At 44.3% G+C, this 24,679-nt stretch carries 24 protein-coding genes and 1 pseudogene; 13 read left to right on the plus strand and 12 right to left on the minus strand.

What is annotated here, in order from left to right:
• The first annotated feature begins 1 nt into the window (after position 1).
• Entirely contained in the window at positions 2–499 is a 498-nt protein-coding gene (locus WC773_02620; protein ID MFA6082277.1) for a hypothetical protein, read from the plus strand.
• On the opposite strand, the gene WC773_02625 is transcribed toward WC773_02620, so the two are convergent.
• From WC773_02625 to WC773_02655, 7 genes are all read right to left on the minus strand, one after another.
• Complete coding sequence (locus WC773_02625) at positions 491–1,285, minus strand: ABC transporter permease subunit (GenBank protein MFA6082278.1); 795 nt, start codon at positions 1,283–1,285, stop codon at positions 491–493. The two genes, WC773_02620 and WC773_02625, sit on opposite strands and share 9 nt — an antisense overlap.
• Positions 1,285–2,163 (minus strand): ABC transporter ATP-binding protein, encoded by an 879-nt coding sequence (locus WC773_02630; protein ID MFA6082279.1) that lies wholly within the window; start codon positions 2,161–2,163, stop codon positions 1,285–1,287. Before WC773_02630 ends, WC773_02625 begins: the two co-directional genes overlap by 1 nt.
• 270 nt (positions 2,164–2,433) lie before the next feature.
• On the minus strand, positions 2,434–3,774 hold the full coding sequence (locus tag WC773_02635) for a phosphomannomutase/phosphoglucomutase (GenBank protein ID MFA6082280.1): 1,341 nt from the start codon (positions 3,772–3,774) through the stop codon (positions 2,434–2,436).
• A 104-nt stretch (positions 3,775–3,878) separates the two neighbouring features.
• Entirely contained in the window at positions 3,879–4,961 is a 1,083-nt protein-coding gene (locus WC773_02640; protein MFA6082281.1) for a mannose-1-phosphate guanylyltransferase, read from the minus strand.
• Between the two features lie 125 nt (positions 4,962–5,086).
• A complete protein-coding gene (locus WC773_02645; GenBank protein ID MFA6082282.1) occupies positions 5,087–5,494 on the minus strand; it encodes a hypothetical protein in 408 nt (135 codons plus the stop codon).
• Between the two features lie 24 nt (positions 5,495–5,518).
• Positions 5,519–5,722 carry a hypothetical protein gene (locus tag WC773_02650; protein ID MFA6082283.1) on the minus strand — a complete coding sequence of 68 codons (204 nt, stop codon included), beginning with the start codon at positions 5,720–5,722 and terminating at the stop codon, positions 5,519–5,521.
• A gap of 34 nt (positions 5,723–5,756) precedes the next feature.
• Complete coding sequence (locus WC773_02655; GenBank protein MFA6082284.1) at positions 5,757–5,957, minus strand: hypothetical protein; 201 nt, start codon at positions 5,955–5,957, stop codon at positions 5,757–5,759.
• A 223-nt stretch (positions 5,958–6,180) separates the two neighbouring features.
• Here WC773_02655 and WC773_02660 point away from each other — a divergent pair, with 223 nt between their 5' ends.
• Positions 6,181–8,532, plus strand: coding sequence for a hypothetical protein (locus tag WC773_02660; GenBank protein ID MFA6082285.1), 2,352 nt, complete (start codon positions 6,181–6,183; stop codon positions 8,530–8,532).
• A gap of 84 nt (positions 8,533–8,616) precedes the next feature.
• Here WC773_02660 and WC773_02665 read toward each other — a convergent pair whose 3' ends face one another.
• Both WC773_02665 and WC773_02670 read right to left on the minus strand, forming a co-directional pair.
• Positions 8,617–9,693: a hypothetical protein gene (locus tag WC773_02665; protein ID MFA6082286.1), complete on the minus strand. Its 1,077-nt coding sequence runs from the start codon at positions 9,691–9,693 to the stop codon at positions 8,617–8,619.
• Complete coding sequence (locus WC773_02670) at positions 9,690–10,892, minus strand: glycosyltransferase family 4 protein (protein MFA6082287.1); 1,203 nt, start codon at positions 10,890–10,892, stop codon at positions 9,690–9,692. Before WC773_02670 ends, WC773_02665 begins: the two co-directional genes overlap by 4 nt.
• Positions 10,893–11,026: 134 nt before the next feature.
• Between WC773_02670 and WC773_02675 the strand changes: the two genes are divergently transcribed.
• Entirely contained in the window at positions 11,027–11,743 is a 717-nt protein-coding gene (locus WC773_02675; GenBank protein ID MFA6082288.1) for a YebC/PmpR family DNA-binding transcriptional regulator, read from the plus strand.
• 525 nt (positions 11,744–12,268) lie between these two features.
• On the opposite strand, the gene WC773_02680 is transcribed toward WC773_02675, so the two are convergent.
• Positions 12,269–12,601 (minus strand): hypothetical protein, encoded by a 333-nt coding sequence (locus tag WC773_02680; GenBank protein ID MFA6082289.1) that lies wholly within the window; start codon positions 12,599–12,601, stop codon positions 12,269–12,271.
• A 1-nt stretch (position 12,602) separates the two neighbouring features.
• The gene (locus tag WC773_02685; protein ID MFA6082290.1) at positions 12,603–13,004 is read right to left on the minus strand and encodes a hypothetical protein; all 402 of its coding nucleotides are present in this window, start codon (positions 13,002–13,004) and stop codon (positions 12,603–12,605) included.
• Positions 13,005–13,203: 199 nt separating this feature from the next.
• On the opposite strand from WC773_02685, the gene ruvC reads away from it, so the two are divergent.
• Together ruvC and galT are read left to right on the plus strand one after the other, a co-directional pair.
• Entirely contained in the window at positions 13,204–13,731 is a 528-nt protein-coding gene (gene ruvC / locus WC773_02690; protein ID MFA6082291.1) for a crossover junction endodeoxyribonuclease RuvC, read from the plus strand.
• Between the two features lie 144 nt (positions 13,732–13,875).
• Positions 13,876–14,844: a galactose-1-phosphate uridylyltransferase gene (gene galT, locus WC773_02695; protein ID MFA6082292.1), complete on the plus strand. Its 969-nt coding sequence runs from the start codon at positions 13,876–13,878 to the stop codon at positions 14,842–14,844.
• 56 nt (positions 14,845–14,900) lie between these two features.
• Here galT and WC773_02700 read toward each other — a convergent pair whose 3' ends face one another.
• The gene (locus WC773_02700) at positions 14,901–16,382 is read right to left on the minus strand and encodes a ComEC/Rec2 family competence protein (protein MFA6082293.1); all 1,482 of its coding nucleotides are present in this window, start codon (positions 16,380–16,382) and stop codon (positions 14,901–14,903) included.
• A 349-nt stretch (positions 16,383–16,731) separates the two neighbouring features.
• Here WC773_02700 and WC773_02705 point away from each other — a divergent pair, with 349 nt between their 5' ends.
• From WC773_02705 to trmD, 8 genes and pseudogenes are all read left to right on the plus strand, one after another.
• Positions 16,732–17,208, plus strand: coding sequence for a nucleotide exchange factor GrpE (locus WC773_02705; GenBank protein ID MFA6082294.1), 477 nt, complete (start codon positions 16,732–16,734; stop codon positions 17,206–17,208).
• A 222-nt stretch (positions 17,209–17,430) separates the two neighbouring features.
• Positions 17,431–19,323 (plus strand): molecular chaperone DnaK, encoded by a 1,893-nt coding sequence (dnaK, locus tag WC773_02710; protein MFA6082295.1) that lies wholly within the window; start codon positions 17,431–17,433, stop codon positions 19,321–19,323.
• 18 nt (positions 19,324–19,341) lie between these two features.
• The gene (locus tag WC773_02715) at positions 19,342–20,037 is read left to right on the plus strand and encodes a hypothetical protein (protein MFA6082296.1); all 696 of its coding nucleotides are present in this window, start codon (positions 19,342–19,344) and stop codon (positions 20,035–20,037) included.
• A 352-nt stretch (positions 20,038–20,389) separates the two neighbouring features.
• Complete coding sequence (locus WC773_02720; protein ID MFA6082297.1) at positions 20,390–21,001, plus strand: DnaJ domain-containing protein; 612 nt, start codon at positions 20,390–20,392, stop codon at positions 20,999–21,001.
• A 503-nt stretch (positions 21,002–21,504) separates the two neighbouring features.
• Positions 21,505–22,872, plus strand: coding sequence for a methionyl-tRNA formyltransferase (gene fmt / locus WC773_02725; GenBank protein MFA6082298.1), 1,368 nt, complete (start codon positions 21,505–21,507; stop codon positions 22,870–22,872).
• A 59-nt stretch (positions 22,873–22,931) separates the two neighbouring features.
• Complete coding sequence (gene rpsP, locus WC773_02730; GenBank protein MFA6082299.1) at positions 22,932–23,375, plus strand: 30S ribosomal protein S16; 444 nt, start codon at positions 22,932–22,934, stop codon at positions 23,373–23,375.
• Positions 23,376–23,407: 32 nt separating this feature from the next.
• Complete coding sequence (locus WC773_02735) at positions 23,408–23,788, plus strand: KH domain-containing protein (GenBank protein ID MFA6082300.1); 381 nt, start codon at positions 23,408–23,410, stop codon at positions 23,786–23,788.
• Between the two features lie 67 nt (positions 23,789–23,855).
• Positions 23,856–24,500: pseudogene (gene trmD, locus WC773_02740) on the plus strand (tRNA (guanosine(37)-N1)-methyltransferase TrmD).
• The last annotated feature ends 179 nt before the right edge of the window (positions 24,501–24,679 follow it).

The following is a 24,679-nucleotide window of genomic DNA, read 5'->3' on the forward strand; positions in this document are numbered from 1 at the left end:
TATGATTATATTTATTTCTGGATTGAGTGGTACTGGGAAATCGGCATTGTGCGAGTATTTTCGAAACCACCCGATCTCGGGCTGGTCTTTCTACGATTTTGATAAAGGCAACGAAAAATGTCCCGAAGATCAAACTGAGCATTTGTCTTGGCGTACTCGACAAATGGAATACTGGCTTGGTGTCGCTAAAGATGACCAAAACACAAACACCATGATATTTGGCCTGACTATTTATCCAAATCAGATCATGGATTTAGCAAAACAACGTCAAATTGATCCAAAGACGATTCATTGTGCGTTGATAGATTGCGCTTCTGACGAGAGAAAGTCGAGAATATTTAAGCGCGGCACTCCTCAGCACTGGCAAGGCCATAAAGATTGGTACGACGAGTTTTACACCGTAATGCGAAATGAATGTGAGAATGAATTTAATACGACAAATAAATCCGTCGAAAAATCCGCTAAGGAGATTAGAGATTGGATAACATCGCTAGGTTGAAATGTCGCGGCGAGTGAAGACAACTAGAGCCACAATCAAACTAACCACCGCCACGCCACCAAACATCCAATAAGTGTACTGATCAATTTGGTTATAAATTAGCGCTTTCGGCGGATTGTAGTAGTAGAAAAACGAAACATATTTAATATCCGACAAGCTTTCTTTTAGTGTAGAGATAATGTTGATTACATACATCAAAACCGTGAGCCCGATGGATAAAAAGAACACTTTACCTTTTTCGGAGAAAATGGCAGATAACATGATGGCTAAATTATATATTGCCACGCCAAACAACAGCGAGAGCCATACAAAAGTATAAAAGTGGCTTGAACTAAGATTTATATCATACAGTTTGCACAACGGAATTGCCGCAAGAATGGTTAGCGGTGTGAATACTACCAACATTACCAACCCAACAAGATATCGGCTAAAAAAGAAATTTAGGCGCGATACCGGCTTAGCTAGCAAAAATTCGATTGTCCCCTTTTCAATTTCGCCGGCAAAGGCGTAACCACCGTAACCAACCGTTAGAGCAATCATCAACATTGGCCAGATAAACGAAAACTGCTCGGTGCTCAAAAATCCTTGAATAGTCACGAAGCTATTAATATCAAAGTTGAATGCTTTCATCATCCCCTCCGGGAATGCATTCATAAACGAGGTGTCAACTTTGCTAAAACTGGGGAAAAGCGCAATGTACATCCACATTAACGCAATGGAGAAAACGGTGTAGATGGCAAACATTAGCCAACGGTCTTTTATGGTTCGAAGAAAAATTGTGACCATTATTTGCCCCCATCGCGATAATATTCTAGAAAGATTTCTTCCAGCGTAGCATGAGTAATTTCCAGATCAATAACTTTATACGCGTTTAGTTTCTTAATAAGCGGATCAATTTCGCCTTTGACATCGATAATAAAGCCATCGGGTAGATCTTCCTGAATTTCACCCACTGAAGCAAAATCATCTTTCTTGAATTTATCGGCAAAATGAACGGTAGCGGTGTGGATACGCTTTTGCTTTAGATCATCAATACTTTCATTGGCGATTAGCTTGCCTTGTTTAATGATGGCAACACGATGGCAAATGCGATCTACTTCGGCCAGGTTATGAGACGACATAAAGATGGTGGCGCCGTTTTTTTGTTGTTGCTCCAAAATTCGATAAACCGCGTGTTGCAGCAGCGGGTCTAAACCAGATGTCGGCTCATCCAAAACAATCAGTTTTGGTTCGTGCATTAAGGTTAAAATGACCCCAAGTTTGCGTTTGTTGCCGGTAGAAAGGTGATGAAATTTGATTTTGGGATCAAAGTCAAAAGATTTGATGAGCTCTTTAAGTATTTTTGATTTACCATTTAGACCTTCACTAAAGTCAAAGTGATCTTGGCCGGTCCAGGCGTCGTTTAGGCGGACATCTGCGGGTAAGTAACCAATTTGTTTTTTAATTTCAGCGGAATTTTTTTGGGCATCAAGACCAAAGATTTTTATTTCGCCACTAGTAGGGTGAATAAAATCCATTATACAGCGAATAGTGGTGGTTTTGCCGGCGCCATTTGGGCCAAGAAAGCCAAACACTTCACCTTTTTCGACGTTAAAACTAATATCATTGATCGCTTTAACGGTACCAAAACTTTTTTTCAAATTTTTGACTTCTAAAATGGCCATTGCATTATCTTTCTATGAGTATAGATTATACAAAACCACGCATTGGTGTCAAATAAATAGGATGTGAACGCAAAAATTATTATGTCATTTCGACCCTACGAGGGTGTCAACCCGAGTGTGTTGGAGAAATCTGAGAATAAATCCCTTCCAGTCTTTTTTGAGATCTCTCCAACAGTTCGACAACGCTCACAGGGTCGAGATGACACCAGAATCTGGAATGACACCAAAAGCGGGAGGACATATGAGTCCTCCCCTACAACGGTCGTGACGCTAGCTGTTAATCAAAGTCTCAAGTTCTTTAACTTTTTGATCTACCAGTTCTTGAGATTTGGCTTCCACGTTGATGCGCAACAATGGTTCATTGTTCGAACCACGCACGTTAAAGCGCCACTCGCGGTCGTTATCTACCGATAATCCGTCAAAATGATCCAATTTATATTGGCCATACTGTGATTCAACTTTTTGCAAAACCGCTTTTTGATCTTTGACCGTAAAGTTGATTTCGCCCGAAATAAAATACTTTTCCCGAAATGGCTTAGCAAGCTCTGACAGTTTTTTGCCCTCAGAAACCATTTGCCAGATGATTAAGAACGGAATAAACCCGTTGTCGCAGTAGTAGAAATCTCTGAAGTAATGATGTGCCGACATTTCACCACCGTAAGGTGCGTTGTGCTCACGTACTTTTGAGCGTAGATAGATGTTGCCCACCTTGGCCATAACCGGTTCCCCGCCCATTTCTTTAATTACGTCTACCGTCGCCCACCATTGTCTAATATCGTAAGGAATTGGGCTTTTTGGATATAGCTCAAGAAAATATCGCGCTAAAATACCAACAATGTAGTATCCATCCACAAAATCGCCTAATTCATCATAAAAGAAACAGCGATCGCCATCGGCATCCCACGCCACGCCAAATGATACATCACTTTTCTTAATTAAATCGATGGTTTCTTGGCGCGTTTCTGGGCGCAGCGGGTCCGGACGGCCTTTCGGAAAATTACCGTCAGGTTCGGCATTTAGTGGCACCGGCTCAAATTTTACTTTTTCGAGCAATTTTTTATACGAGTAGCAAACCGAACCAAAATTAGGATTTAGGGCAATGCGCAGCGGTTTTAGTTTGGAAATATCGACAAATGACAGACATTTATTAAGGTAATCTTCCATAATGTCTTTTTGGGTAACGGTGCCGGCAACCGGAGCATCGGCGAACTGATTTTTAACCGCTAAATCGCAGACCTCGTTAACCCCGTTATCTCGCGTAAATGCCGCACCGCCTTTTAGGGCGAATTTTAACCCGTTGTATTCGGCCGGATTATGCGAAGCGGTTACAATTAAACTGGCGTCAAAATCATACGCGGCGGAAGCAAAATAGGACATGTCCGTGCCAATCATTCCAATGTCAACCACGTTCACACCGGATTTGGTTAGACCGGTAATAACAGCTTGCTTTAGTTCAGGGCCACTTAGGCGTACATCCATCCCTACTGCTACGGTTTTAGGATGGAAGAAAGTGGCAAAAGCCCGAGCCAGCCGTTCGTGCGAATCGGCGTTAACCTCGGTAGGATAAACCCCTCTAAAATCGGTGCGAAAAATAGCTGGATTAAAAGACATAGCGTCCTTTCTTCGAAAGGAAAATTCTAAGCACTAAATTCTAAATTCTAAACAAATTATAAATTAAAAAGTTTAAAAATTAAAAATTCAGATTTTGAATTTTCCTACAAATATAAATGTTTACCTTCATCCTTTAATTTATCTAACAATTTTTTAACATCGTGAGCTTTGGATTTGTCGGCGATCAGCAGTACGTCCGGCGTATCTACCACAATCACGTTACGCAAACCAACAGTGGCGATCATTTTCTCACCGGCGTAAACCAAACAATTTTCAGTATCATATCCGGCATGGTGACCTTTGGAAATTAGATGATGTCCGGTAATTGTGGTTAAAATGTCGTGCAACGAGCTCCACGTACCCACATCAGACCAACCTAAATCGGCCGGAATAACCGCGATTTTGTTGCATTTCTCCAAAATAGCCACATCAATTGCCACCGCATCCACTAAATCATAATGCTCGGCTAATACTTTGTGATATTCCGGCGTACCGATCGCTTTTTCTATTGCCATTAAATGTTTATATGTATTTGGCAACAATTCTTTGAACAGATCAAGCAACGTATCTACGCGCCACACAAAATATCCGGCGTTCCACAGGTACTGGAAGCTAGATAGGAATTTAACCGCGGTAGCAGCATCTGGTTTTTCCACAAACCGTTTCACTTTGTAAACTTGCTCTTCATCAATCACCTCAAACGCCCCATCCATTTGAATATAACCTAGTTCGGTTGAGGGGGTGATTGGGTTGATGCCCACGGTCATAATGTATTCAGGATGATGCTTAATAGTTTCGCAGGCAATGTGAATGGCTTTGTGAAAGTTACCCACCTCGGTCACGATGTGATCAGAATGAAGCGAGACCATAATGCTTTGCTTATCGCGGTGATACAAATGAATGGCAGCTAAACCAATAGCCGCGGCGGTATTCATCGCTTTTGGTTCGGCAATAACGTTTTCACGCGGTATTTGGGGAACCTGTTTTTCGATCTCGGGTACATATTTGGTGCCAGTAGAGACAAAGATATTTTCTTTTTCGGTTATGTTCTCTACACGTTCGTAGGTTTGTTGAATTAAGGTTTTATCCCCCACCAATTTTTGTAGTTGCTTAGGTAAATTGGTCCGACTCATTGGCCAAAGCCGTGTTCCACTACCACCAGCTAACAGAACAATGTTTATTGCCATATATGCCTCCGAATTGTATTAGATAGAGCTCGTCTACGTGGACGAAGCAATTTTGTTGATTATGAGTTACGTTTTATTTTCGATCTGTCCCAATTATAGCATAATTGGTGGATGGAGGATAGATATTAAACAAATCCCCGAGCGCGTGCGCCCGGGGGATGGTGTGCTAGCTTGTTGGTGGCGGTCCGGTGGGTGATGATCACCTCTACCTTTTGCCCCGGCCATGCAAAGCGCTTGATCGCCTTGACGATCTGGGTTTCAAGCTCTTGCCAGTGCTTGCCGTCGGTGGCATACACAGTGAGCGAGTGGACATCGGACTCAGTTGTCCGAACTGAATCAGGGACATGGACATCCACTTGCAACTGCGTCCAGCGTCTATCCGACCAGACTGAATCCCCTTTCCTAACGCGAGGCAGAAACACCACATCGTTGACGGTGAACGTCCGAACCGTCTCGGACTCGCGAGTGACAACAATCTGGTGCTTGACCGGCTGAGACAGGACGGCCATCAGCGCGAACGCGGCGACGAACATTCCTTGCCTCCTTGATCGGGGGAGTTACAGCGGAGCGAACGCCTCGAGCAATAGCAACGTGGAGTCGATGGTCTTCTCGTCCCTGATGTAGGCGAGACGAAACAGGGTTTCTGTCACGATGTCGCCTTTGCCAGCAATCGTATCGTACAGCTCATAAACTTCCCATGCCCGGAGGAGATGTACCCCGAGCCGCTCGCTGAACAGCTTTTCGAACTCTACCCTGTCCACGCTACGTCATCTCCTCTCCGGAATCTGACATGGATTAGCTAAGGTTGAAACCCTTCGACAGATCATCCAAGGTCGCTTCAATCTCCGAGCCTCCATGGATCACGTCGACTGCGAGGACTTCGACGACCGTATCGCCCACATCAGCTGCTTCATATCTACGCCAGACCTCCAGAGCGCGATTGAAGTTGTTACCAAGCGCAACCTCGAACAACATCCTGAACCATTGCTCGCGCATTCTTTGTCATCTCCCTTCTGGAATCTGACCTCTAACCTGACGATGGAGTTATTATAACAGAATACTTTACAAAAGACCAGTCGGGGAAACAATTTGAAATTTGAAATTTGAATTTGCGGAAAATCTTTCATAGACTGGATTCCCGTCTTTACGGGAATGACAGCTCTGACACTTTCGCAATTTTACACACATTCAGCTAGAATATAAGTAAGAGGAGGGACTGTTGGGTAAGTGGGGACATTTTTCGGCGGACGGCAAAGAATACATCATCACGCGCCCAGATACGCCGCGTCCGTGGATTAACTATTTAACTAATGGCAAATACTGCGCCATCTGTTCACAAACTGGCGGCGGTTATTCATTTATCGGCGATCCGGGATACAACCGCATTACCCGTGAGCATCCCGGCGACGAAATCTTTGAAGATCGTCCGGGCCGCTACATTTTCGTCCACGAACTCGAAACCGGCAACACTTGGTCATTAAACTGGCAACCAATGTTAAAACAGGTAGATAAATTTGAAGCCAGAGTTGGTTTGGGCTACACCAAAATTAGCACTTCATCTAGGTTATTAGACAGCGAAATCACCTATTTTGTCCCGACTGATGATAATATTGAGTTTTGGATGGTTAATTTGGTTAACCACTCATCACACAAGCGTACTTTTAGGCTTTACACTTATAATGAATGGACTTTGGGTGATTTTCACAGTGACATCATTGACCGTAGCTTTGTTAATCTATTCAACAAAACCTGGTTCGCTAAAAATATTTTATTCGCCACCAAAACCCGATGGACCAACCCGGAAGGCAAAATTATGCCATGGGACAAAGTTGCCTTTACCACCTTAAACATACCGGTTGATGGCTACGAAAGTATGCGCGAGAAGTTTTTGGGTGAGTACCAATATTTGAACTCGCCCAAAATGGTGATGGATGGCGTTTTGCCGGAACACACCGGCGATAGTGCAGACGCAGTTGGCAACTTGTGCGTTGATATCACTTTGGACGCAAACGAATCGGTAGATTTTGATGTAATTTGCGGCGCAGTAGAAAAAGAAGCCGAGGCGACAAAATTGAGGCAAAAATATCTTAGTCACAGCTCGGTTGAAAAAGCGCTTGAACAAGTGCATCAATATTGGGAAGACTATAATAATCACTTAATTGTAGAAACGCCTGACGCCAGTTTTAACACCTCGGTAAATATTTGGAATCGATATCAATGCTGGGTTACCTCGCAATGGTCCGAGATGGACAGTTATTATATCTCCGGCAGCGGCACCTACGGTTTTAGAGACGAATCGCAGCATATTTTTGGTATTTTGCCTCATGATTCCGAGCTGTACCGACAAAAGCTAACCAGTCTAATGACCCATCAATTTAATAACGGCATGACGGTGCATAACTGGAATACATTTAATCAAAAAGGCGAGGTTACCCATCATTCCGACGATCCGCAATGGCTGGCGATGGCAATATTAAATTACATTAACGAAACCGGCAATTTGTCGTTTTTGAGCGAGCTAGTACCATATTACGATAGCGGCTCAGGCGAAGTATATGATCATCTGATTAAAGCGATCGATTATTCACTGGTGCGAGTAAGCAAGCGCGGCATTAGCCTACGCCAGACCGCAGACTGGAATGATGCTTTAGGCGGATCAACCGATGGTCGTGGCGAATCGATGATGGTGGCGAATCAAATTTGCCGCAACATTCAAGATTTATTGCCAATCCTGCTAGCCAGACACAATCAAGAGGCATATGACCACTACCAAAAGCATTTTGATCGCTTAAATAACGCGTTAAATAAATACGCGTGGGACGGCCGATGGTATGTGCGTGCCACCTGTGATAACGGTCAAAAAATCGGAAGCCATACCAATGAAGAAGGAATGATTCACCTAAACGGGCAAACGTGGCCAATTATGTCTGGAGTGGCAGATAAAATTCGAGGCGAAACCGCCATGGATCAGGTATGGAAAAAACTAATGACTCCGTTTGGTCCGGCCATTTTTCTGCCGCCATTTACCGCCAAAAATGCCGATTTGGGAATTATTGCCCAATTTACCCCCGGCACCAAAGAGAATGGCACCATCTTTTTGCACCCGGCCGCTTGGTCGGTTATTGCCGAAAGCGTGCTTGGCCGTGGTGATAAAGCGTTTGAAATATGGCGACGCTCTTCGTTCATCACCCGAAGCCAAGATCCTAAATATAAATCTGAGCCATACGTTTATCCCGAATACATGTACGGCCCGGCACACCCTAAGTTTGGCCAAGGGTCATATACCTGGATTACCGGTTCCGCAGCCTGGTTTTACCGCGCCTGTACAGACTGGATTTTAGGCGTTCGTCCTACACTAGAGGGATTGTTGATTCTGCCCGCAGTACCAAAATCATGGAAAAACTGGAATGTCACACGAGATTTTCGCGGCGCCAGATACGAAATTAGCTTCATAAAATCAAAAAACCGCCATAAGCGGATTAAGATCTCTGTTGACGGAACGGAAATTGACGGAAATGTGGTACCAGACATGGCCGATGGTAAGACACATCAGGTAAAGGTTGAGATATAAGCACTAAATTCGAAGCACGAAGCACGAAAAAAATCACAAATCCCAATTTTTAATTTTTAAACCTTTGAATTTTATATTTGATATTTATTTCGAATTTTTGTTTGGCATGGCCATCTCTAACGCTGCCAACAAATACATAATAGTAGATTCGGCACCACGGTTTTGATTCAAACTGTTACTATGCAGACCGTCAAAGCATGATCCAATTTTTGGGTCCGCAACCTCTAAACCAACCATATTTTTACCGCTAAACCAATCAAACCAAAGTCTGGCCGAGTTTAAGTATTTTTTATTTTTTGTGACGGAATAGGCTTGTTTCAAGGCCAATATAGTCAGAGCAACATCTATTGGTTGCTGGTCAAAAAATGCTCTCTCCCCATCTTTGACAAACCAGCCGTTACTACCAATTGGTGCGGCCACTTTAATATCGTCAGCCAGTGCCATTTCAGTTTGAGATAGTATCCAGTCTAAAGATTTAATCCCCAGATCGATCATTTTTTGATCATTAATCGCCTGTCCACCCCCTAGCAACGCCATCGGAATAAGTGCGTTTGAGTAGGCTAAAATATTTTCAAACCACGGCCAGTTATTTGTTGAATATCGTTCAAACCCTTTTTCAAGATGAATCAATCCGTGCTTAATAATTTGTTTCCCCTGCTCAAAATCAGGATTTTTTCGCACATATGCTGATAATCCGCACAAAGCATAGGCAATTGCCCGAGGAGCGTTTAGCTCTTTAATATGAACGCAGCTAGCCAGTAATAGTTCTTCAGCTAACTTTGCTTGCGATTTATCCACCAAGTTTTCGCATGCCTCACCTAATCCCCAAATTGCGCGCCCAAACGAATCTTCAGAACCGATATCATCTACAAAATGTCGATCGTAACTAACAAAGTTATGCATTTTGCCGTCTTCGCGTTGGCACAAATTAATATATCCTAAATAAATACTGCACAACGAGGTAAATTCTTTGTTTTTAGGCTCAATCTGCTGGCAGCGCGATGCAAAAATCAACGCTCGAGCGTTGTCGTCTAAACAGTACCCATAGCGCAAATCCGGTACATCATATCGAGCGTGTTGAACAATACCGGTTTGATCGGTCAATTTTTTCAGAAAATAGATTGACGGAATTTTAACTTGAGAAAACCGGTTTAATTTCATTTTACCTGTTCGCAATTATTTTTGTCGCAAATACTAGTGAATAAATCGAGATGCTTTAACGCCACATTGTCCCATGTCATCTGACGGCCATAAGCGTAGGCATTTCGGCGAATTTTAAGAGCATAGTTTTTATCGGTCGCCAGCTTAACCACTGCCTTGGCTATCGAATTTTTGTCGCGATATTTTGCAAGCACTCCACGATTCTCATCCAACACTTCTTGCGCATAAATATACGGGGTAGAAACACAAGGTAGCCCGGCGCCAACCGCGTATGCCAAGGTACCGGAGGTAATTTGCTCCGGGTTTAAATATGGGGTGACATAAATATCAGTCGCTTGAAGATATGATATCAGTTCGTCTAAGGTTAGGTATCGATTTTCAAATCGAACGTGCTTTTTGATTCCTAAATCTTTAACCAGTTTGTTTAATTTGCGACGATATTTCTCGCCCTCTTGGCGCTTGACCACCGGATGCGTCTCTCCCAACACCAAATAAATCAAGTTCGGCACGGTCTTAATAATTTCCGGAATAGCACTAATAGCATATTCCAAGCCTTTGCCCTCATTTATCAAACCAAACGTAGACATTACCGTGCGATGTTTTAATCTAAATTTACCTTTGGCTGGCGGATTGATGGCAAAAGTGATGTCTGGCACACCGTGAGGGATCACCACCACTTTATGACGATCGATTTGGTAGTCTTGTTCTAATCGATCAGCGGCAGCGTTAATCATTACAATAATAGTTTCGGCAACCTCTGCGATTTGCTGTACGACATGTTTCAGAGAGTCATCCGGATGAGGCAAAACGGTATGAAAAGTAACGCAAATCGGTTTGTTTAATAGTTTCAAAAATTTAACAATATTTTCGCCATAATGACCACCAAACAGCCCAAATTCGTGCTCTAAGCACACGATCTCGGCAGAAGATTGATTGATGTATTTTGCCGCATCGGTATAAGTTTTCCAGTCATTTTGATCAAACCGAAATTTAACTTCCCACGGATAATCGTAATGATTTTCTGGCGGATTAACTGCCACAATTTCCGCCAAGCAAAGCGGATTTAGTACGTTAATAGAACTGGTTAGATCTTTGGTAAAGGTGGCGATACCGCATTGGCGGGGAATATAGCTACCGATATAAATCGCCCTAATGTTTCGTTCTTTTTTTGCCAGAACTTGGGCATAGTTAATTGACATAAACATATCATACCAAATAATCGTTAAATAAGCAATCCAATGACACCAATTCAACTAATTTATCCAATCTGTGCCGATAAATGACAGCCATCGAAAAATGTGGTATATAAACAGTGTTAAGGAAGGAGTCTAAAATGTCCGGACACTCTAAATGGGCCACCACCAAACATCAGAAAGCCGTTACCGACGCCAGACGTGGAGCGGCGTTTACCAAAATTGCCAATATGATCACCGTAGCCGCACGTGAAGGTGGCGATGTGGAATTTAATTTCAAACTGCGCCTGGCGGTGGAAAAAGCCAAAGCGGCCAGTATGCCCAAAGACAACATTGAACGAGCAATTGTGCGCGGATCGGGCAAAGGTGATGGAGCCAATAAATTAGAAGAGCTGACCTACGAGGCCTACGGCCCAGGCGGATCTGCCATGATTATCACCGCTTTGACTGATAATAAACTTAGAACATATACCGACATTCGGGCGATAATGAACAAGGCGAACGGCCGCATTGCCGAAGCTGGTTCGGTGATGTACTTGTTTAAGCATAGTGGCGAGATTATCGTTTCGCACGCACCGGAAAAATCAGACGAAGTACAGCTAATTGCCATAGACCAAGGCGCAGACGATGTTGAAAGCGATGAAGGGCTAACCCGCGTCATCACCGCCGTACCGGATCTGCAAAAAATCCGTCAGGGTCTACTTGATGCGGGATTGACGGTGGATGACGCCAAGTTGCAATGGATCGCCAAAACTCCGCATATTTTATCAGATGAAGATTTAGCAAAATTAGATAGATTAATTGAACTATTAGATGAACTAGACGATGTCACCGAAGTAGCAACAAACGTTGGATAGTAAGGGCGTTTAGGGGGCTTGGGGGAGTTAGGGTCATTGGGAGAGCCAAATGGTTCCCCAAAACCCCTAACCACCCTAAAATCCCTAACGCCTTTCGAATTTTTGACAAAAGAAAACGCCCCGTGCCATACAGGCCACGGGAGCGTTAGTGCGGGCGGGCTACTGCTCTGCCAGATACGCGGTGTATTCCCGCGCGTCCAGATCATAGGTCAGGATGCACCTGTCTCGGTTACCCGGAGTCAGGCTGCAATGTCGGGTAGTAGCGCCGATGGCGCTTGCGGGCGGTTCCACGCCGATGGGGGCGGGGACAACTGGTCGTCCTTGGAACGCACTCTTGACGCCCGTACCATCTGGGTGCCAAAGAATGTAGGCGGGTATTGCTTGCATAACCTTCTCCCGTGATATGAATCATCAGTGCAAGTTGGCCTTACGCCTTTAGTGTCTGTTTTTATATTCGCTTTGTCAAATATGTAAAGAAAACGCCCCGTGCCATACTGGCCACGGGGACGTTGATAAAAGCGAAGCCTAACCTTTTGCCGGGTAGGCGAAGTAGACAGTTCCCATCTTTACCAGCACGCAGTCTTCCTCCTGCCCGACTGTGGGGTATTGTGTTCTGGTTTTGGCAGATAATCCCGTCGGGGGTTTGTCTCCAAGGCGGGACGGGAAAACCGCCGCCCGCAGGTAAAAGGCCTTGACAGGATCTGTACCGGGGTTGTGACGGAGATGGCGACGCGGGTTATCGCCCCACGTTACCGTAAAACGAACGACCAGTTGTTGATCTTGCACCACCACGTCAGTCTCCTTTGTGGTTGGTGAAACGCCCCCGGCCGGGTGGCCGAAGGGCGTCGTCAAAGGCATGCTACTTGGTTGGGTTCAACACGATGGTGATTCGTCCGTCGGGGGACTTGGTGACCCCACCGAGCCGATATCCATCAGCGAGAGTCAGCACATTACCGTCGATATCGTATGTTGTGCATACTATAACCTCGACGACATCACCCTGATCCATGACTGGGAAAGCGAAGTACGTCTTCCCGGATGGACCAGGGACAAGAATGCAATCCTCCGAATCCCCAACAACAGGATACCTCTTTCGCGCCACCGCCCCGGAATCCTCTGGGGGGATATATCCGAGGTCCGACGGGAAAACGATCACGTTGCCGTGAGCTGCAACGCAGTTGCTGGAGCCAGGTTTCCTGTTCCAGCGCTCATTCTTCTGCCACGTGATAACGACACGAACACGGTCAGGTACTTCCGGCATTGCAATGTCCTTTCATTAACTAAAATGAGAGGCTGCCACAGTATCAGTATTAGCATATTGTCACATATAGAATAGAATGTCAATATGTTATTCGTTCGGTTTAGAGGTTATACTACAATGTGAAGTCGGATTAGGTTCGCCACAAAGCGGGCGGACATGCTAGTCCGCCCCTACACCACAGGGAAGAACAAGGAGGAAAATGAGAATTTTAGGAATTGATCCGGGTACCGCCATTATTGGCTACGGGATGATTGAATGTGATCACGGCGAAATCGTGTGCGGATATCATCACGCCATCTATGGCGCAATTCAAACCGACAAAGATCAAACCGCATCGGCACGCTTGTTAGTTCAGTACGGTCAACTTACCGGATTAATCAGGTCTGCTAAACCTGACTTAATTGTCACCGAGAAACTGTTTTTTGCCCGAAACGTTACCACTGCCATTGCCGTTGGGCAATCGCGCGGCATTATTTTGCTTACCGCCGAACAAGCCGGCGCACCATTGTTTGAATACACGCCAATGCAGATTAAGCAGCAGATTACCGGTTACGGCAAGGCAGATAAAAAGCAGATTCGCGAAATGGTTAAGAAAATTATGCAATTAGACACCGAACGCACTAAATTAGACGATGCGTGGGACGGCTTGGCCATTGCGATAACTCACTGCTATCTTGCGGGTTTGGCAGTCCGACCAGAGTTTATAGTACAAAATACGAAGCACTAAGCACGAAATACGAAACAAATTCAAAATTAAAAAAGTTTAAAAATTTCAAATTTCAAATTTCAAATTTTCATTATCGCCAAACAAAACGTATTGGATTCTGCCATCCACAATGACACCGCACACTTTTTAATCTAGAATAAAGTTATGCCCAGAATTCGTCAAAATATTGTTACCGGGGAATGGGTGGTGGTGGCACCTGAACGCGCCAAACGCCCCGAAGAATTTAATAAACGGCCTTTTTCGGCGGCCCTGCTGCACGACCAAGAATGTTTCTTTTGTGTTGGCGGTTCGGCGTGGAACGAACGACTAGACCGCGTTGGTAGTAAAAATATTTACGTTATTCCAAATAAATTCCCCGCTTTTACCAAAGAAACTAATATTGAAGAGACCGGACACGATTTTTTCTCCGACAACTCGGCCGAAGGTGTTCACGAGGTGATTATATTATCCAATCCAAATGATGCACTGAATAAAATATCGTCTAAAAATTTAGCGGATTTATTACAGGTGATGCGTGATCGCACCCGATTTTATCAACAAGACGTCAGTATTCGATCGTTTACCCCTATTTACAATCACGGCTTGGGTTCCGGCGCTTCGGTAAATCATCCTCACGCTCAATTTTTTGGCAATAATTTAGTGCCACCCAGACTACTCAATGAATTTATGGGCTCGGAACAGTACTTTCACCATCAGCGCAACTGCGTTTTTTGTGATTTATTAACTTTTGAGCTTAAAGAAAATTCGCGTGTTGTTTTTAAGAATGACGGCGCGGTGGCCGTGACCGCATACGCACCCAGATTTCCGTTTGAAACTTGGATTATCCCTACCGACCACTTGTCCACTTTTGCCGGAGCGTCTGACAAAACTTTGAAACAAGTTGCCGAAGCCTTGCGATCAATTATGAAACAGTTTGACCAAAAATTAAGTAATCCACCCCTAAACTGGTTTATCCACACTTCACGAAGTTTTGATTATCACCAAAAAATGACCTACCACTGGCATTTGGAAATTACACCACGGCTTTCCACCTACGGTGGTTACGAACTAGCCACCGATATGACTATCGAAACAGTAATGCCCGAAATCGCCGCCAGATTCCTTAAATCATAAGTAAATCTCACGAGCATCGTAGGGGCAATACCTCGTTTCACTTCGGAAACCAGAGGTTAACACGAATTGCCCGCGGGCGGTTCATGAACCGCCCCTACGGATTTTCTAAACATTTGTCTTTTCGATAAACTCCACCAAATAAAAATTAATATTGCCAAATACCACGGGAATAACCCGCCTTTTTGCCATGTAAATGATGCGTAGGGAATTTGACTCCCCAAGGCAATCACCCACAAAAACCCATGCAACGGATAGTACAAAATTGAGCTGGTAATTAAAGTAATTTTTAGCGGAATAGCCATCAAAATCACTCCCGCCAATCCAACTAACATCATTAGTGGAATCAGTGGCAAAATAACCAAATTACTTAAAGGTGAGATGATGGTTAGCTGACCAAATGCACCGAGCAAATATGGTAAGGTGGCAATTTGGGCGCCCACGGTTTGGCTAAATATCAAACGCAAGCTGTCTAGCCGTAGCCATTTGGTTTTAGGATAGAGCATCGGACCGATTTCAACCAAACCAAAAAATGCCAAAAACGACAAAATGAATCCGGCGTCATCTTTAACCGCAAACGGATTAATTATTGCCATAATAGTGGCCACGCTACAGATAAGTAGCAAACTGTGTGGCGCACGACCAATCAATTTACCCAACAGCATCACCCATGCCATTACCGCCGCGCGAACGATAGATGATGGCGCACCAGTAAAAATTACGAACAGCAAGACCAGCGCTGCGGAAAAACCAATCGCCCATTTTTTGTGCACCAAACCGGCCAACACTATTGGCCACAAGCTAATAATGGTTAAGTTATAGCCCGAAACGGCGGTCAGGTGCGAAATGCCGAGGGTGCGAAACTGGTCGGTAATTGCTTTGGGCAACAACCCCGATCCGCCAAATAGCAATCCAAACAACAAACCGGATTCGTTGTTGGGCAAAGCAATTTGATTGCGTGACTTAATGTAATCTTTAAATTGATAAAGATAGTGAGTCAGCGGATTGCCGCGGTTAGTACTGGTGGTTTGAAATTGAGTGATTGTGGTTTGGTATTTCGCACCGCGCACCCGCCAATATCGCGCACCATCAAATTTACTGGTAGCGGTAATTTCAGATAATTTGCCCGAGAATTTGACTTCATCACCGTAGTTTAGGGTGGCGGATTGCGGGAAATAGGCCAGAATCTGCGGGTGTGATGGAATGTTGGTGACAGTTAAGACTGCTTGTTTATTATACAAACCATCGTTAAGCGGCGTAGCAAGATGCCCGGTAATTTGCATGGCAGATCCGGTTGGAAGATTCACGTTCCAGCGGTTAAAATTCGTTTGCCATAATCCAATTCCGCCAATCAATCCAATTACACCAATTATTCCAATACGCACCCTTTGATTTGGCCAAGAAAGCACCAAGCTAACCAACAGCCCTAAGCCAAGCCAAAAAAGTGGCAGACCGGCGGGTACAAATTCGGCTACCACGCAGCCACCAATAAATCCGAGACACAAAAAACAAATCAGATTAAGCCGATCTCGCAGTTTCATAGCTCTACAATATCAGAAAACGGATGACGGAGGACAGAAGACGGAGGACGGATCGTCGTTATTGTCAAACCCCCAACCCGTGAATCCGGAAAATAATATGTCATTTCGACCCTAGGAGATTGTCAAATCGACTATGTTGGAGAAATCTGAGAAAGAATCCCTTCCAGTCTTTTCTGGAGATTTCTCCACCCTCGACTTGAATGTCGAGGAGTCGAAATGACAAACCGTAGATATTTTTATTTAATTTCCGGATTCACGTCCCAACACCCCTAATCCCCCTAAACTCCCTTACACCCCTACACAAAACCATCTTTTTCTGCCATAATTGAAGCTGACAAACGGAGGAAAAATGCCTAAAAAAGTTAAACCCGAGATTAATGAATACGAACAAAAAGCGAACGAATATTTGGCCGGATGGCAACGCGCCCAGGCCGATTTAGTAAATATGCGAAATCGCCACGAAGAAGATCGCAAATCGCTACTATCCTACGCTCACAGCGACATTGTAGAACAAATCTTGCCGGTTTTTGACAATTTTATGCGCGCCGCAGAGCACACTCCAACCGACGAATCAGCTAATTGGACCAATTGGGCTAACGGTATTAAGGCAATTGAAAAACAATTTGAAACTGTCTTAAACCAATGCGGTGTAAACCAAATTAAAGTTGCGATTGGCGACACATTTGATCCAAATTTTCACGAAGCGTTGATGACCGAAAAATCAGAGCTGGAACCGGATAAAATCCTTGCCATAATTGAACCGGGTTATATGTTGAATGATAAAGTACTCAGACCGGTTAAGGTTAAGGTGAGTAGTGGGGAGTAGATCGCACCTGTCATTTCGACCCTGCGAGCATTGCCGAGCTGTTGGAGAAATCTCCAAGAAAAACCGGAAGGGATTCTTTTCTAAGATTTCTCCACCGTGGTCGGGTTGACACCCTTCCCGAGTCGAAATGACAAAGAAAATAAGAAGGTTGACAAAATGTAAAGGATACTTTACATTTATTAGTAGTTAAATTAAGATTATAATTAAAGATCAGGAGGTTTTATGGGTAAAATAATCGGTATCGATTTAGGTACTACCAACTCGGTTGGCGCCGTAATGGAAGCTGGCAGCGCCAAAGTAATCCCCACCGCCGAGGGCGGTAACATTGTGCCATCTATTGTTGCTATCAACAAAAATAATGAGCGACTGGTAGGGCAAATTGCTAAGCGCCAAGCGGTCACTAATCCCGCCAACACTATCTTTTCCATTAAACGTTTTATCGGACGCAAATTTGACGATAAAGACGTTCAAGACGATCTAAAACATATTCCTTATAAAGCGGTTAAAGCAGCCAACGGCTCTGTTTCGGTGATGTTAAATGATAAAGAGTACACCCCGCAAGAAATTTCCTCGTTTATTTTAGCCAAAATTAAGCAAGATGCTGAAAGCTATTTGGGCGAACCGGTAACTGATGCGGTTATCACCGTGCCAGCTTATTTTGACGATGCCGAACGCCAAGCCACCAAAGACGCCGGCAAAATTGCCGGGCTGAACGTGCAACGTATCATTAATGAACCAACTGCTGCCGCACTGGCTTACGGCTTGGAAAAACAGAAAAATGAAAAAGTGGCGGTTTTTGATTTAGGCGGTGGTACGTTTGATATTACCGTGCTGGAACTATCCGCTGCCGATGGCGAATCAAGTTTTGAGGTAATTGCCACCAACGGTGATACGCATTTGGGTGGAGACGACTTTGACCAAAAATTGATGCAAGAATTACTTGAAATCTTTAAAAAGGATCAGGGAATTGATCTATCAAAAGACATCATGGCATTGCAACGTATTAAAGAAGCGGCCGAAAAAGCCAAAATTGAGCTTTCTAACACTTTGGAAACCGAAGTTAACTTACCGTTTATCACCGCAGACGCTAACGGGCCAAAACATTTGGTCACCAAAATTACTCGTGCGCGCTTGGAACAACTAACCGAAGATTTGGTTCAGCGCACCTTAGAGCCCTGCAAAAAAGCGCTAGCCGACTCAAAACTAAACCCATCCGATGTTAACGAAGTCATTTTAGTTGGTGGGCAAACCCGTATGCCACGAGTAATTGCGGCGGTCAAAGATTTCTTTGGCAAAGAACCAAACAAAAGCGTAAATCCGGATGAAGCAGTAGCAATTGGCGCCGCTATTCAAGGTGGAGTGTTGGGCGGCGATGTTAAAGACGTATTGCTGTTAGATGTTACCCCGCTGTCTTTGGGATTAGAAACTTTGGGTGGAGTAATGACCAGATTAATTGAGCGCAACACTACCATCCCGACATCAAAATCACAGGTGTTTTCTACTGCTAGCGATAATCAACCGGCTGTGGAAATCCACGTCTTACAAGGTGAGCGCGATATGGCCGCGGACAACAAAACCTTAGGCCAGTTTGTACTGGATGGCATCCCACCAGCCCCCAGAGGCGTGCCACAGGTTGAAGTTACGTTTGACATAGATGCTAATGGTATTGTTCACGTTTCAGCCAAAGACAAGGCCACCGGTAAAGAACAAAAAATCACCATCACTTCTTCTTCCGGATTATCCGACGAAGAAATTAGTAAGATGCAAAAAGACGCCGAAGCACACGCGGACGAAGATAAGAAGAAACGCGAACTTGTGGAAAGCAAGAATATCGCCGATAATATGATATATACGGCCGAAAAAACATTGCGCGATTTAGGCGAAAAAGCCGATCCGGAATTAAAACGAGCGGTTGAAGACGCGGTGCTGGCAGTCAAAAACACCCTAACATCTAACGATGCAGCGCAAATTGCCAAAGCAACCGAAGAGTTAAGTAATCACCTATCCAAACTGGGACAAGCGGCTTATCAAGAACCAGAAAAATCTGAAACAAAAACCGACGAGGCGGGGGAGAAGCCAAAGGATGACAAAGAGGGGCAGGATCAATCTAAATAGCCAGACAAGGCGAATGGTATGAATAAACGCTTACTGTTCGCTGTGGTTGGTATTGTAGTTGTACTTGGTGCAATCGCAGTAGTGTTGATGGTGTTTGCAAACAAAAAAACTGGAACCACCACCCCAACCTCTTCGCCTAGTGCCGTATCCAGCACTTCCCCATCTGCTTCCTCCTCGGCTTCGGCATCCACAGATTCAATTCTTTCCGCCGATACCAAATTAGCCACCGAGAACAGCATTAACCGTTTTGCTACCGCCAAAAGTCGAATTAGCCAATGGCCAATGTGGAAAAGCAACGCCACGTTTAGCGGGTTATTTATCTCGCTTAGCGCAACTCTAAAATTAGACAGCGCCAATGAAGTGTATGTTTTTGACTCAACCGATGACAACGCTAATCACTACACTATTAGTATTTCGCAAAGTACCGGCAGTAGCTTAAGAGCAATCATCCCCAAATCCGATTATCAAGGCTCTTTGTTGGCTATCGACACCGCCTATTGGAAATCCAGCTATGTTGATGCGGTGCAAATTGCAGATCAGAATGGGGGCAGTCAATTTTCATCATCAAATAAAGTGACCGGGGTAGATGTAAATTTACAAAGATCTACACCGAATAATTATTTATATTGGATTGTTACCTACAAAACTGCGGATGCCGGAACTAGTTTGGTGGTAAAAATCGACGCAAACTCGAAAACGGTGGTTAAGGAATAACGAGCATTTTCTGTCATTTCGACCCGAGGAGGTTGTCAAATCGACTACGTTGGAGAAATCTCAAGAAAGAATCCTGTCAATAATTTTAAATTTTAAAGGCTAAATTTTAAATGAATAAGTACCGAATGATTAAATTTTAAATGGTTCCTTATTTAGTCATTTAAAAATTGGCAACCATTCATTTGAAATTAAAAATTGAAAATTAAAAATTCTAATTGTTTTAGATTTCTCCAACGTAGTCACGCTGCGGCGCTCCTCGGGTCGAGATGACAGGTTATGGAAGTTATACGATCTTGAAAATATCCAATAAAAATTGTAGAATATCGGTATTACAACCAAGAAACGATTAATTGTGGCTAAAAATTATTATGAAATTTTAGGCGTTTCAAAATCTGCCTCGGCGGATGAAATTAAGCGTGCATATCGTAAATTAGCCCACGAGCATCACCCAGACAAGGGCGGTGGCGCCGCAGCCGAAGCCAAATTCAAAGAAATTAACGAAGCTTATCAAGTTTTATCTAACCCGCAAAAACGCCAATCTTACGACACCTTTGGCACCGCCGATGGTGCGCAATTTGGTGGAGCAAACCCCGGCGGCTTCGGTGGATTTGGCAATATGGGCGGATTCGATTTTGGATCTGGCGGAGTACACTTTGGTGGCGGTTTGGGAGATCTGTTTGAGGGGATTTTTGGTCAAACCATGGCGCAAGTCCAAGTTGAAGTTGAAATATCAATTACCCAAGCGGTTTTAGGCGATACCTTGCATTTACAAGTTGAGAACAAAAAAGTTGACCTAGCAATACCGGCTGGCACACAGGACGGCCATTCATTCCGTCTACGTGGGCAGGGGCGGGCGTTTCGTGGCGGGGTTGGTGATTTGATTGTCTCGGTTCGCATACGCGTGCCAAGACATCTTAGTCGCGAACAACGCGAACTATACGAAAAACTAAAAAATTTGGAATAAAGAAATAGCCGCCCACCATCTTTCGGGGGCGACTATTTGGCACATCAGCGGCAGGTAAGCCACCGAAGAAGAGCTCGTGGCCCTTTGGCCGGGCTAGGAGGCGGGCCACAGCAAGGCCGAAGCAGGGAAACAGCGTACTGAAGTGCCTTGTCTTCAGTCATCTCGTGTTCCTTGGCGTATTCGGCCAGAATTCGGTGCGACCTTGCTGTCAGGCTGAGTCGGCTTTTTTCTGGCACCGACGCGGGCTTCGTCATGACCGCATCTTTTCCCGCCTGATCGATTCGAGCAATGCGGCCAGCACTGATTTCCGCGAGCGCTTTGTCATTCCGGATTTAATCCGGAATCTATATAAAAAAAATTTCCATCATTTCAAATTTCAAATTTCAAATTGTAAATTATCTACATTTAGTCAAAACCGTGCTTAAAAGAGAACCGTCCCCTATTTCTGCCTTTCCATCCTCCATTCTCTATCCTCTATCCTCCAAATGTGCTATAATAATAATATGAAATTAAAACTGGTATATGCCCCAAGCCCAATCTTAAATCGCAAAGCCATCAGTGTGCCAAAAATCACGCCAGATTTGGTGAAGCTAGCCAACAATATGCTGGAAACAATGGTAGATGGCAATGGCATCGGCCTAGCCGCTCCCCAAGTTAATCAGAATGTTCGTTTGATCGTTGTGGGAAATTCACCCGAAAAAGAGGGTGAAGATTACATCCCAACCACCATTTTATTCAATCCTAAAATCACCAAATTCTCGTCGGAAAAAGAGTTCGCCACCGAAGGCTGCTTGTCTATTCCGGGAATTACCGGCGTGGTTGAACGATCAAAGTCGATTACGGTTGAATTTCTTGATGTTGATGGAAATAAGCAAACGCTAAACGCAAGCGACTTGTATGCGCGCGTAATTCAACACGAGGTTGACCACTTGGAAGGCGTACTGTTCACTGATCGTCTAAGACACTATTCGATCGTCTTTTACGGCACCTCCGATTTTGCCGTACCGGCGCTAGAAGAGTTGCTTCTGCACCCACAGTTTGAACTTAAAGCGATTGTAACCGAAACCGATAAACCGGCTGGCCGCGGACATCAGCTAACCGCGTCACCGGTGAAAAAATTCGCCCTTGATAATAAAATCAAAGTGCTGCAGCCAATGTCGCTTAATTGCCAACACAAAAACGCCACCAAAGCCCAGTCAGCCACAAATGCTTTTCAAGACTTAAGCAAAATTAAGCCTGATTTTCAGATTGTGGCCAGTTATGGAAAAATCATCCCGCAAGAATTTTTGGATTTAGCAAAACTGATCAACCTAAATATTCACCCATCACTATTGCCAAAATATCGTGGCGCCAGCCCAATTCAATCTGCCATTTTGCACGGTGAAACTCAAACCGGCGTGGCAGTGATGGCAATGGCGGCGGAAATGGACGCCGGCCCGGTAGTAACAATGTATCGCCACAATATCGACCCGGACGAAAATGCAGATCAGTTATCAAAACGGTTGGCTGAGTCTGGCGCAGCGCAACTGATTATGACCTTAGAGGAAATGTTAAGCAATAAATCGTCACTGTATGAGCAAGACCACACCAAAGCCACTTTCACCAAAAAGTTTGAAAGCGTGGACGGATTAATTGATTGGACCAAATCTCCAATAGATTTGCATAACTTTGTCCGCGCGCTAACCTCTAAACCGGGCGCGTTCACCCAGATTGATGGCCAAAACGTCAAAATACTGAAAACCCATTTGACAGAGGGTAAATTGACCATTGATTTGGTGCAATTACCCGGTAAAAAACCATTTTCAATGTCGGATTTGAAAAATGGATATCCAAAAATGTATCAAGAATTATTAAATCAATCCAATAAGTAATTGACCTTTAGCCAAAAATAAGGTATAAATAAAGTAAAACAAGATAAGGAAAAGAAGATATGTTACGCATCCGCCTAGCCCGACGTGGCCAAAAACATCAGCCGACTTATCGCTTAGTAGTTGCTGAGCACACCCGACCAACCACCGGTAAGTTTGTCGAGATTTTGGGTCACTACATTCCGACCACAAAACCAAAAGTGTTCGAAGTTAAAAAAGACCGCGTTTTGTACTGGATTGAGCGCGGCGCTCAGCCAACCGATACTGTGCACAATTTGTTAGTTGATGCCGGTGTGTTGACAGACAAGCGCGACATTCGCTACGCTAAAGAAAAGATCGAGGAGGACAAAGCAGAGAAGGTCGAAAAAGTCGAAGACGCCGCTAAAGATACAGTGCCCGAGGAAGTTCCAGAAGAATCAGTTGATAATCCTGTTGAAGACGCCACCGAAGAAAAAGTTGAAGAAGCTACCGAAGAAGTAGTTGAACCCGACGCCAATCAGTCATAAACATATCAAAAAATGGAGATAAGATGACGCAAATGTCAGACCAAGAGTTCGTCCAAACGATCGTTAAGGCGATTGTGGATCACCCCGAGGATGTCAAAACCGAGCGTGTGGTAGACGACAAAGGAATTCTAATCTCGCTAACGGTAAACGAAGAGGATATGGGAAAAATAATTGGTAAAGGCGGACGAACCGTCAACTCAATCCGCAAATTATTGCATGTTCTAGGTGCCAAAACCGACGAACGTATCAATCTAAAAATTTACGAGCCAGATGGCCAAGAGGTTTCCACCCCAACCGAAGACTCAGTAGTTGAAGAACCAGAGAAAAAAGAGGAAGTCGTTGAAGAAAGCGCTCCAGAAAAACCCAAAGATGAGCCGAAACTAGACGATGTCCCAACCGACGTATTAGTCTAACCATTAACAAAAAACAAAAAGCCACACCATATGTGGTTTTTTGTATAAAAATCATCACAATAAATCTATGCAATTTGATATTTTAACTTTATTTCCCAAAATGTTTGATGGCGTTCTAAATGATAGCATTCTTAAACGTGCTCAGAACGATCAAATTATCGGCGTAAAAACACACAACCTACGCGATTTTGCGCCGGACAAACATCACACCGTAGACGACACACCGTACGGTGGCGGGACCGGTATGTTGCTAAAAGTGGACGTAGTAGATAAAGCGCTAAAAGAAATCATCAGAAATCAGATTGAACGACCAAAGGTTATTCTACTTTCGCCCCAAGGCAAACGTTTCAACGCCAGAATGGCACAAAATCTGGCCAAAGAAAAACAGTTGGTGCTAATTTGTGGGCATTATGAAGGTTTTGATCAGCGTATTCGAGATCATTTAATTGATATGCAAATTTCGATTGGTGATTACGTTTTAACCGGCGGTGAACTACCGGCGATGGTTTTAGTAGATGCGATTTCGCGATTTGTACCGGGAGTTTTACCCGAGGGCGCACCAAACGATGATTCGTTTTCAATAAGGCAGGATGGCAAAGCGATGCTGGAATATCCGCAATACACCAAACCTGCCGAGTACAGTGGCTGGACAGTGCCAGATGTTTTGCTCTCAGGAGACCACGCCAAAATAGAACAATGGCGCAAATCTCAATTAAAAAAGATTAAATAGAGACATCTCAATCTGTCATTTCGACTCGGGGAGTGCGTCGGCACGACCTCGGTGGAGAAATCTAAATAAAAATCCTTTCCAGTTCTTGACGGGATCTCTCGCCCCGCTTCGCGGTGGTGTCGAGATGACATATTAAAAAAAAATCAGGGTAGCAAGTCTTA

The sequence above is a fragment of the Patescibacteria group bacterium genome, assembly GCA_041660565.1.
GTDB lineage: Bacteria > Patescibacteriota > UBA1384 > CAJBMM01 > CAJBMM01 > JBAZWC01.

Bases quoted from the DNA above. Each gene is read 5' to 3' on its own strand.
- dnaK (MFA6082295.1), top strand. From the start codon at position 17,431: ATGGGTAAAATAATCGGTATCGATTTAGGTACTACCAACTCGGTTGGC.
- WC773_02680 (MFA6082289.1), bottom strand. From the start codon at position 12,601: ATGCCTTTGACGACGCCCTTCGGCCACCCGGCCGGGGGCGTTTCACCA.
- ruvC (MFA6082291.1), top strand. From the start codon at position 13,204: ATGAGAATTTTAGGAATTGATCCGGGTACCGCCATTATTGGCTACGGG.
- WC773_02735 (MFA6082300.1), top strand. From the start codon at position 23,408: ATGTCAGACCAAGAGTTCGTCCAAACGATCGTTAAGGCGATTGTGGAT.
- galT (MFA6082292.1), top strand. From the start codon at position 13,876: ATGCCCAGAATTCGTCAAAATATTGTTACCGGGGAATGGGTGGTGGTG.
- WC773_02645 (MFA6082282.1), bottom strand. From the start codon at position 5,494: ATGTTCGTCGCCGCGTTCGCGCTGATGGCCGTCCTGTCTCAGCCGGTC.
- WC773_02665 (MFA6082286.1), bottom strand. From the start codon at position 9,693: ATGAAATTAAACCGGTTTTCTCAAGTTAAAATTCCGTCAATCTATTTT.
- WC773_02625 (MFA6082278.1), bottom strand. From the start codon at position 1,285: ATGGTCACAATTTTTCTTCGAACCATAAAAGACCGTTGGCTAATGTTT.
- rpsP (MFA6082299.1), top strand. From the start codon at position 22,932: ATGTTACGCATCCGCCTAGCCCGACGTGGCCAAAAACATCAGCCGACT.
- WC773_02700 (MFA6082293.1), bottom strand. From the start codon at position 16,382: ATGAAACTGCGAGATCGGCTTAATCTGATTTGTTTTTTGTGTCTCGGA.
- WC773_02620 (MFA6082277.1), top strand. From the start codon at position 2: ATGATTATATTTATTTCTGGATTGAGTGGTACTGGGAAATCGGCATTG.
- WC773_02705 (MFA6082294.1), top strand. From the start codon at position 16,732: ATGCCTAAAAAAGTTAAACCCGAGATTAATGAATACGAACAAAAAGCG.
- WC773_02675 (MFA6082288.1), top strand. From the start codon at position 11,027: ATGTCCGGACACTCTAAATGGGCCACCACCAAACATCAGAAAGCCGTT.
- WC773_02715 (MFA6082296.1), top strand. From the start codon at position 19,342: ATGAATAAACGCTTACTGTTCGCTGTGGTTGGTATTGTAGTTGTACTT.
- WC773_02685 (MFA6082290.1), bottom strand. From the start codon at position 13,004: ATGCCGGAAGTACCTGACCGTGTTCGTGTCGTTATCACGTGGCAGAAG.
- WC773_02630 (MFA6082279.1), bottom strand. From the start codon at position 2,163: ATGGCCATTTTAGAAGTCAAAAATTTGAAAAAAAGTTTTGGTACCGTT.
- WC773_02635 (MFA6082280.1), bottom strand. From the start codon at position 3,774: ATGTCTTTTAATCCAGCTATTTTTCGCACCGATTTTAGAGGGGTTTAT.
- WC773_02640 (MFA6082281.1), bottom strand. From the start codon at position 4,961: ATGGCAATAAACATTGTTCTGTTAGCTGGTGGTAGTGGAACACGGCTT.
- WC773_02670 (MFA6082287.1), bottom strand. From the start codon at position 10,892: ATGTCAATTAACTATGCCCAAGTTCTGGCAAAAAAAGAACGAAACATT.
- fmt (MFA6082298.1), top strand. From the start codon at position 21,505: ATGAAATTAAAACTGGTATATGCCCCAAGCCCAATCTTAAATCGCAAA.
- WC773_02655 (MFA6082284.1), bottom strand. From the start codon at position 5,957: ATGCGCGAGCAATGGTTCAGGATGTTGTTCGAGGTTGCGCTTGGTAAC.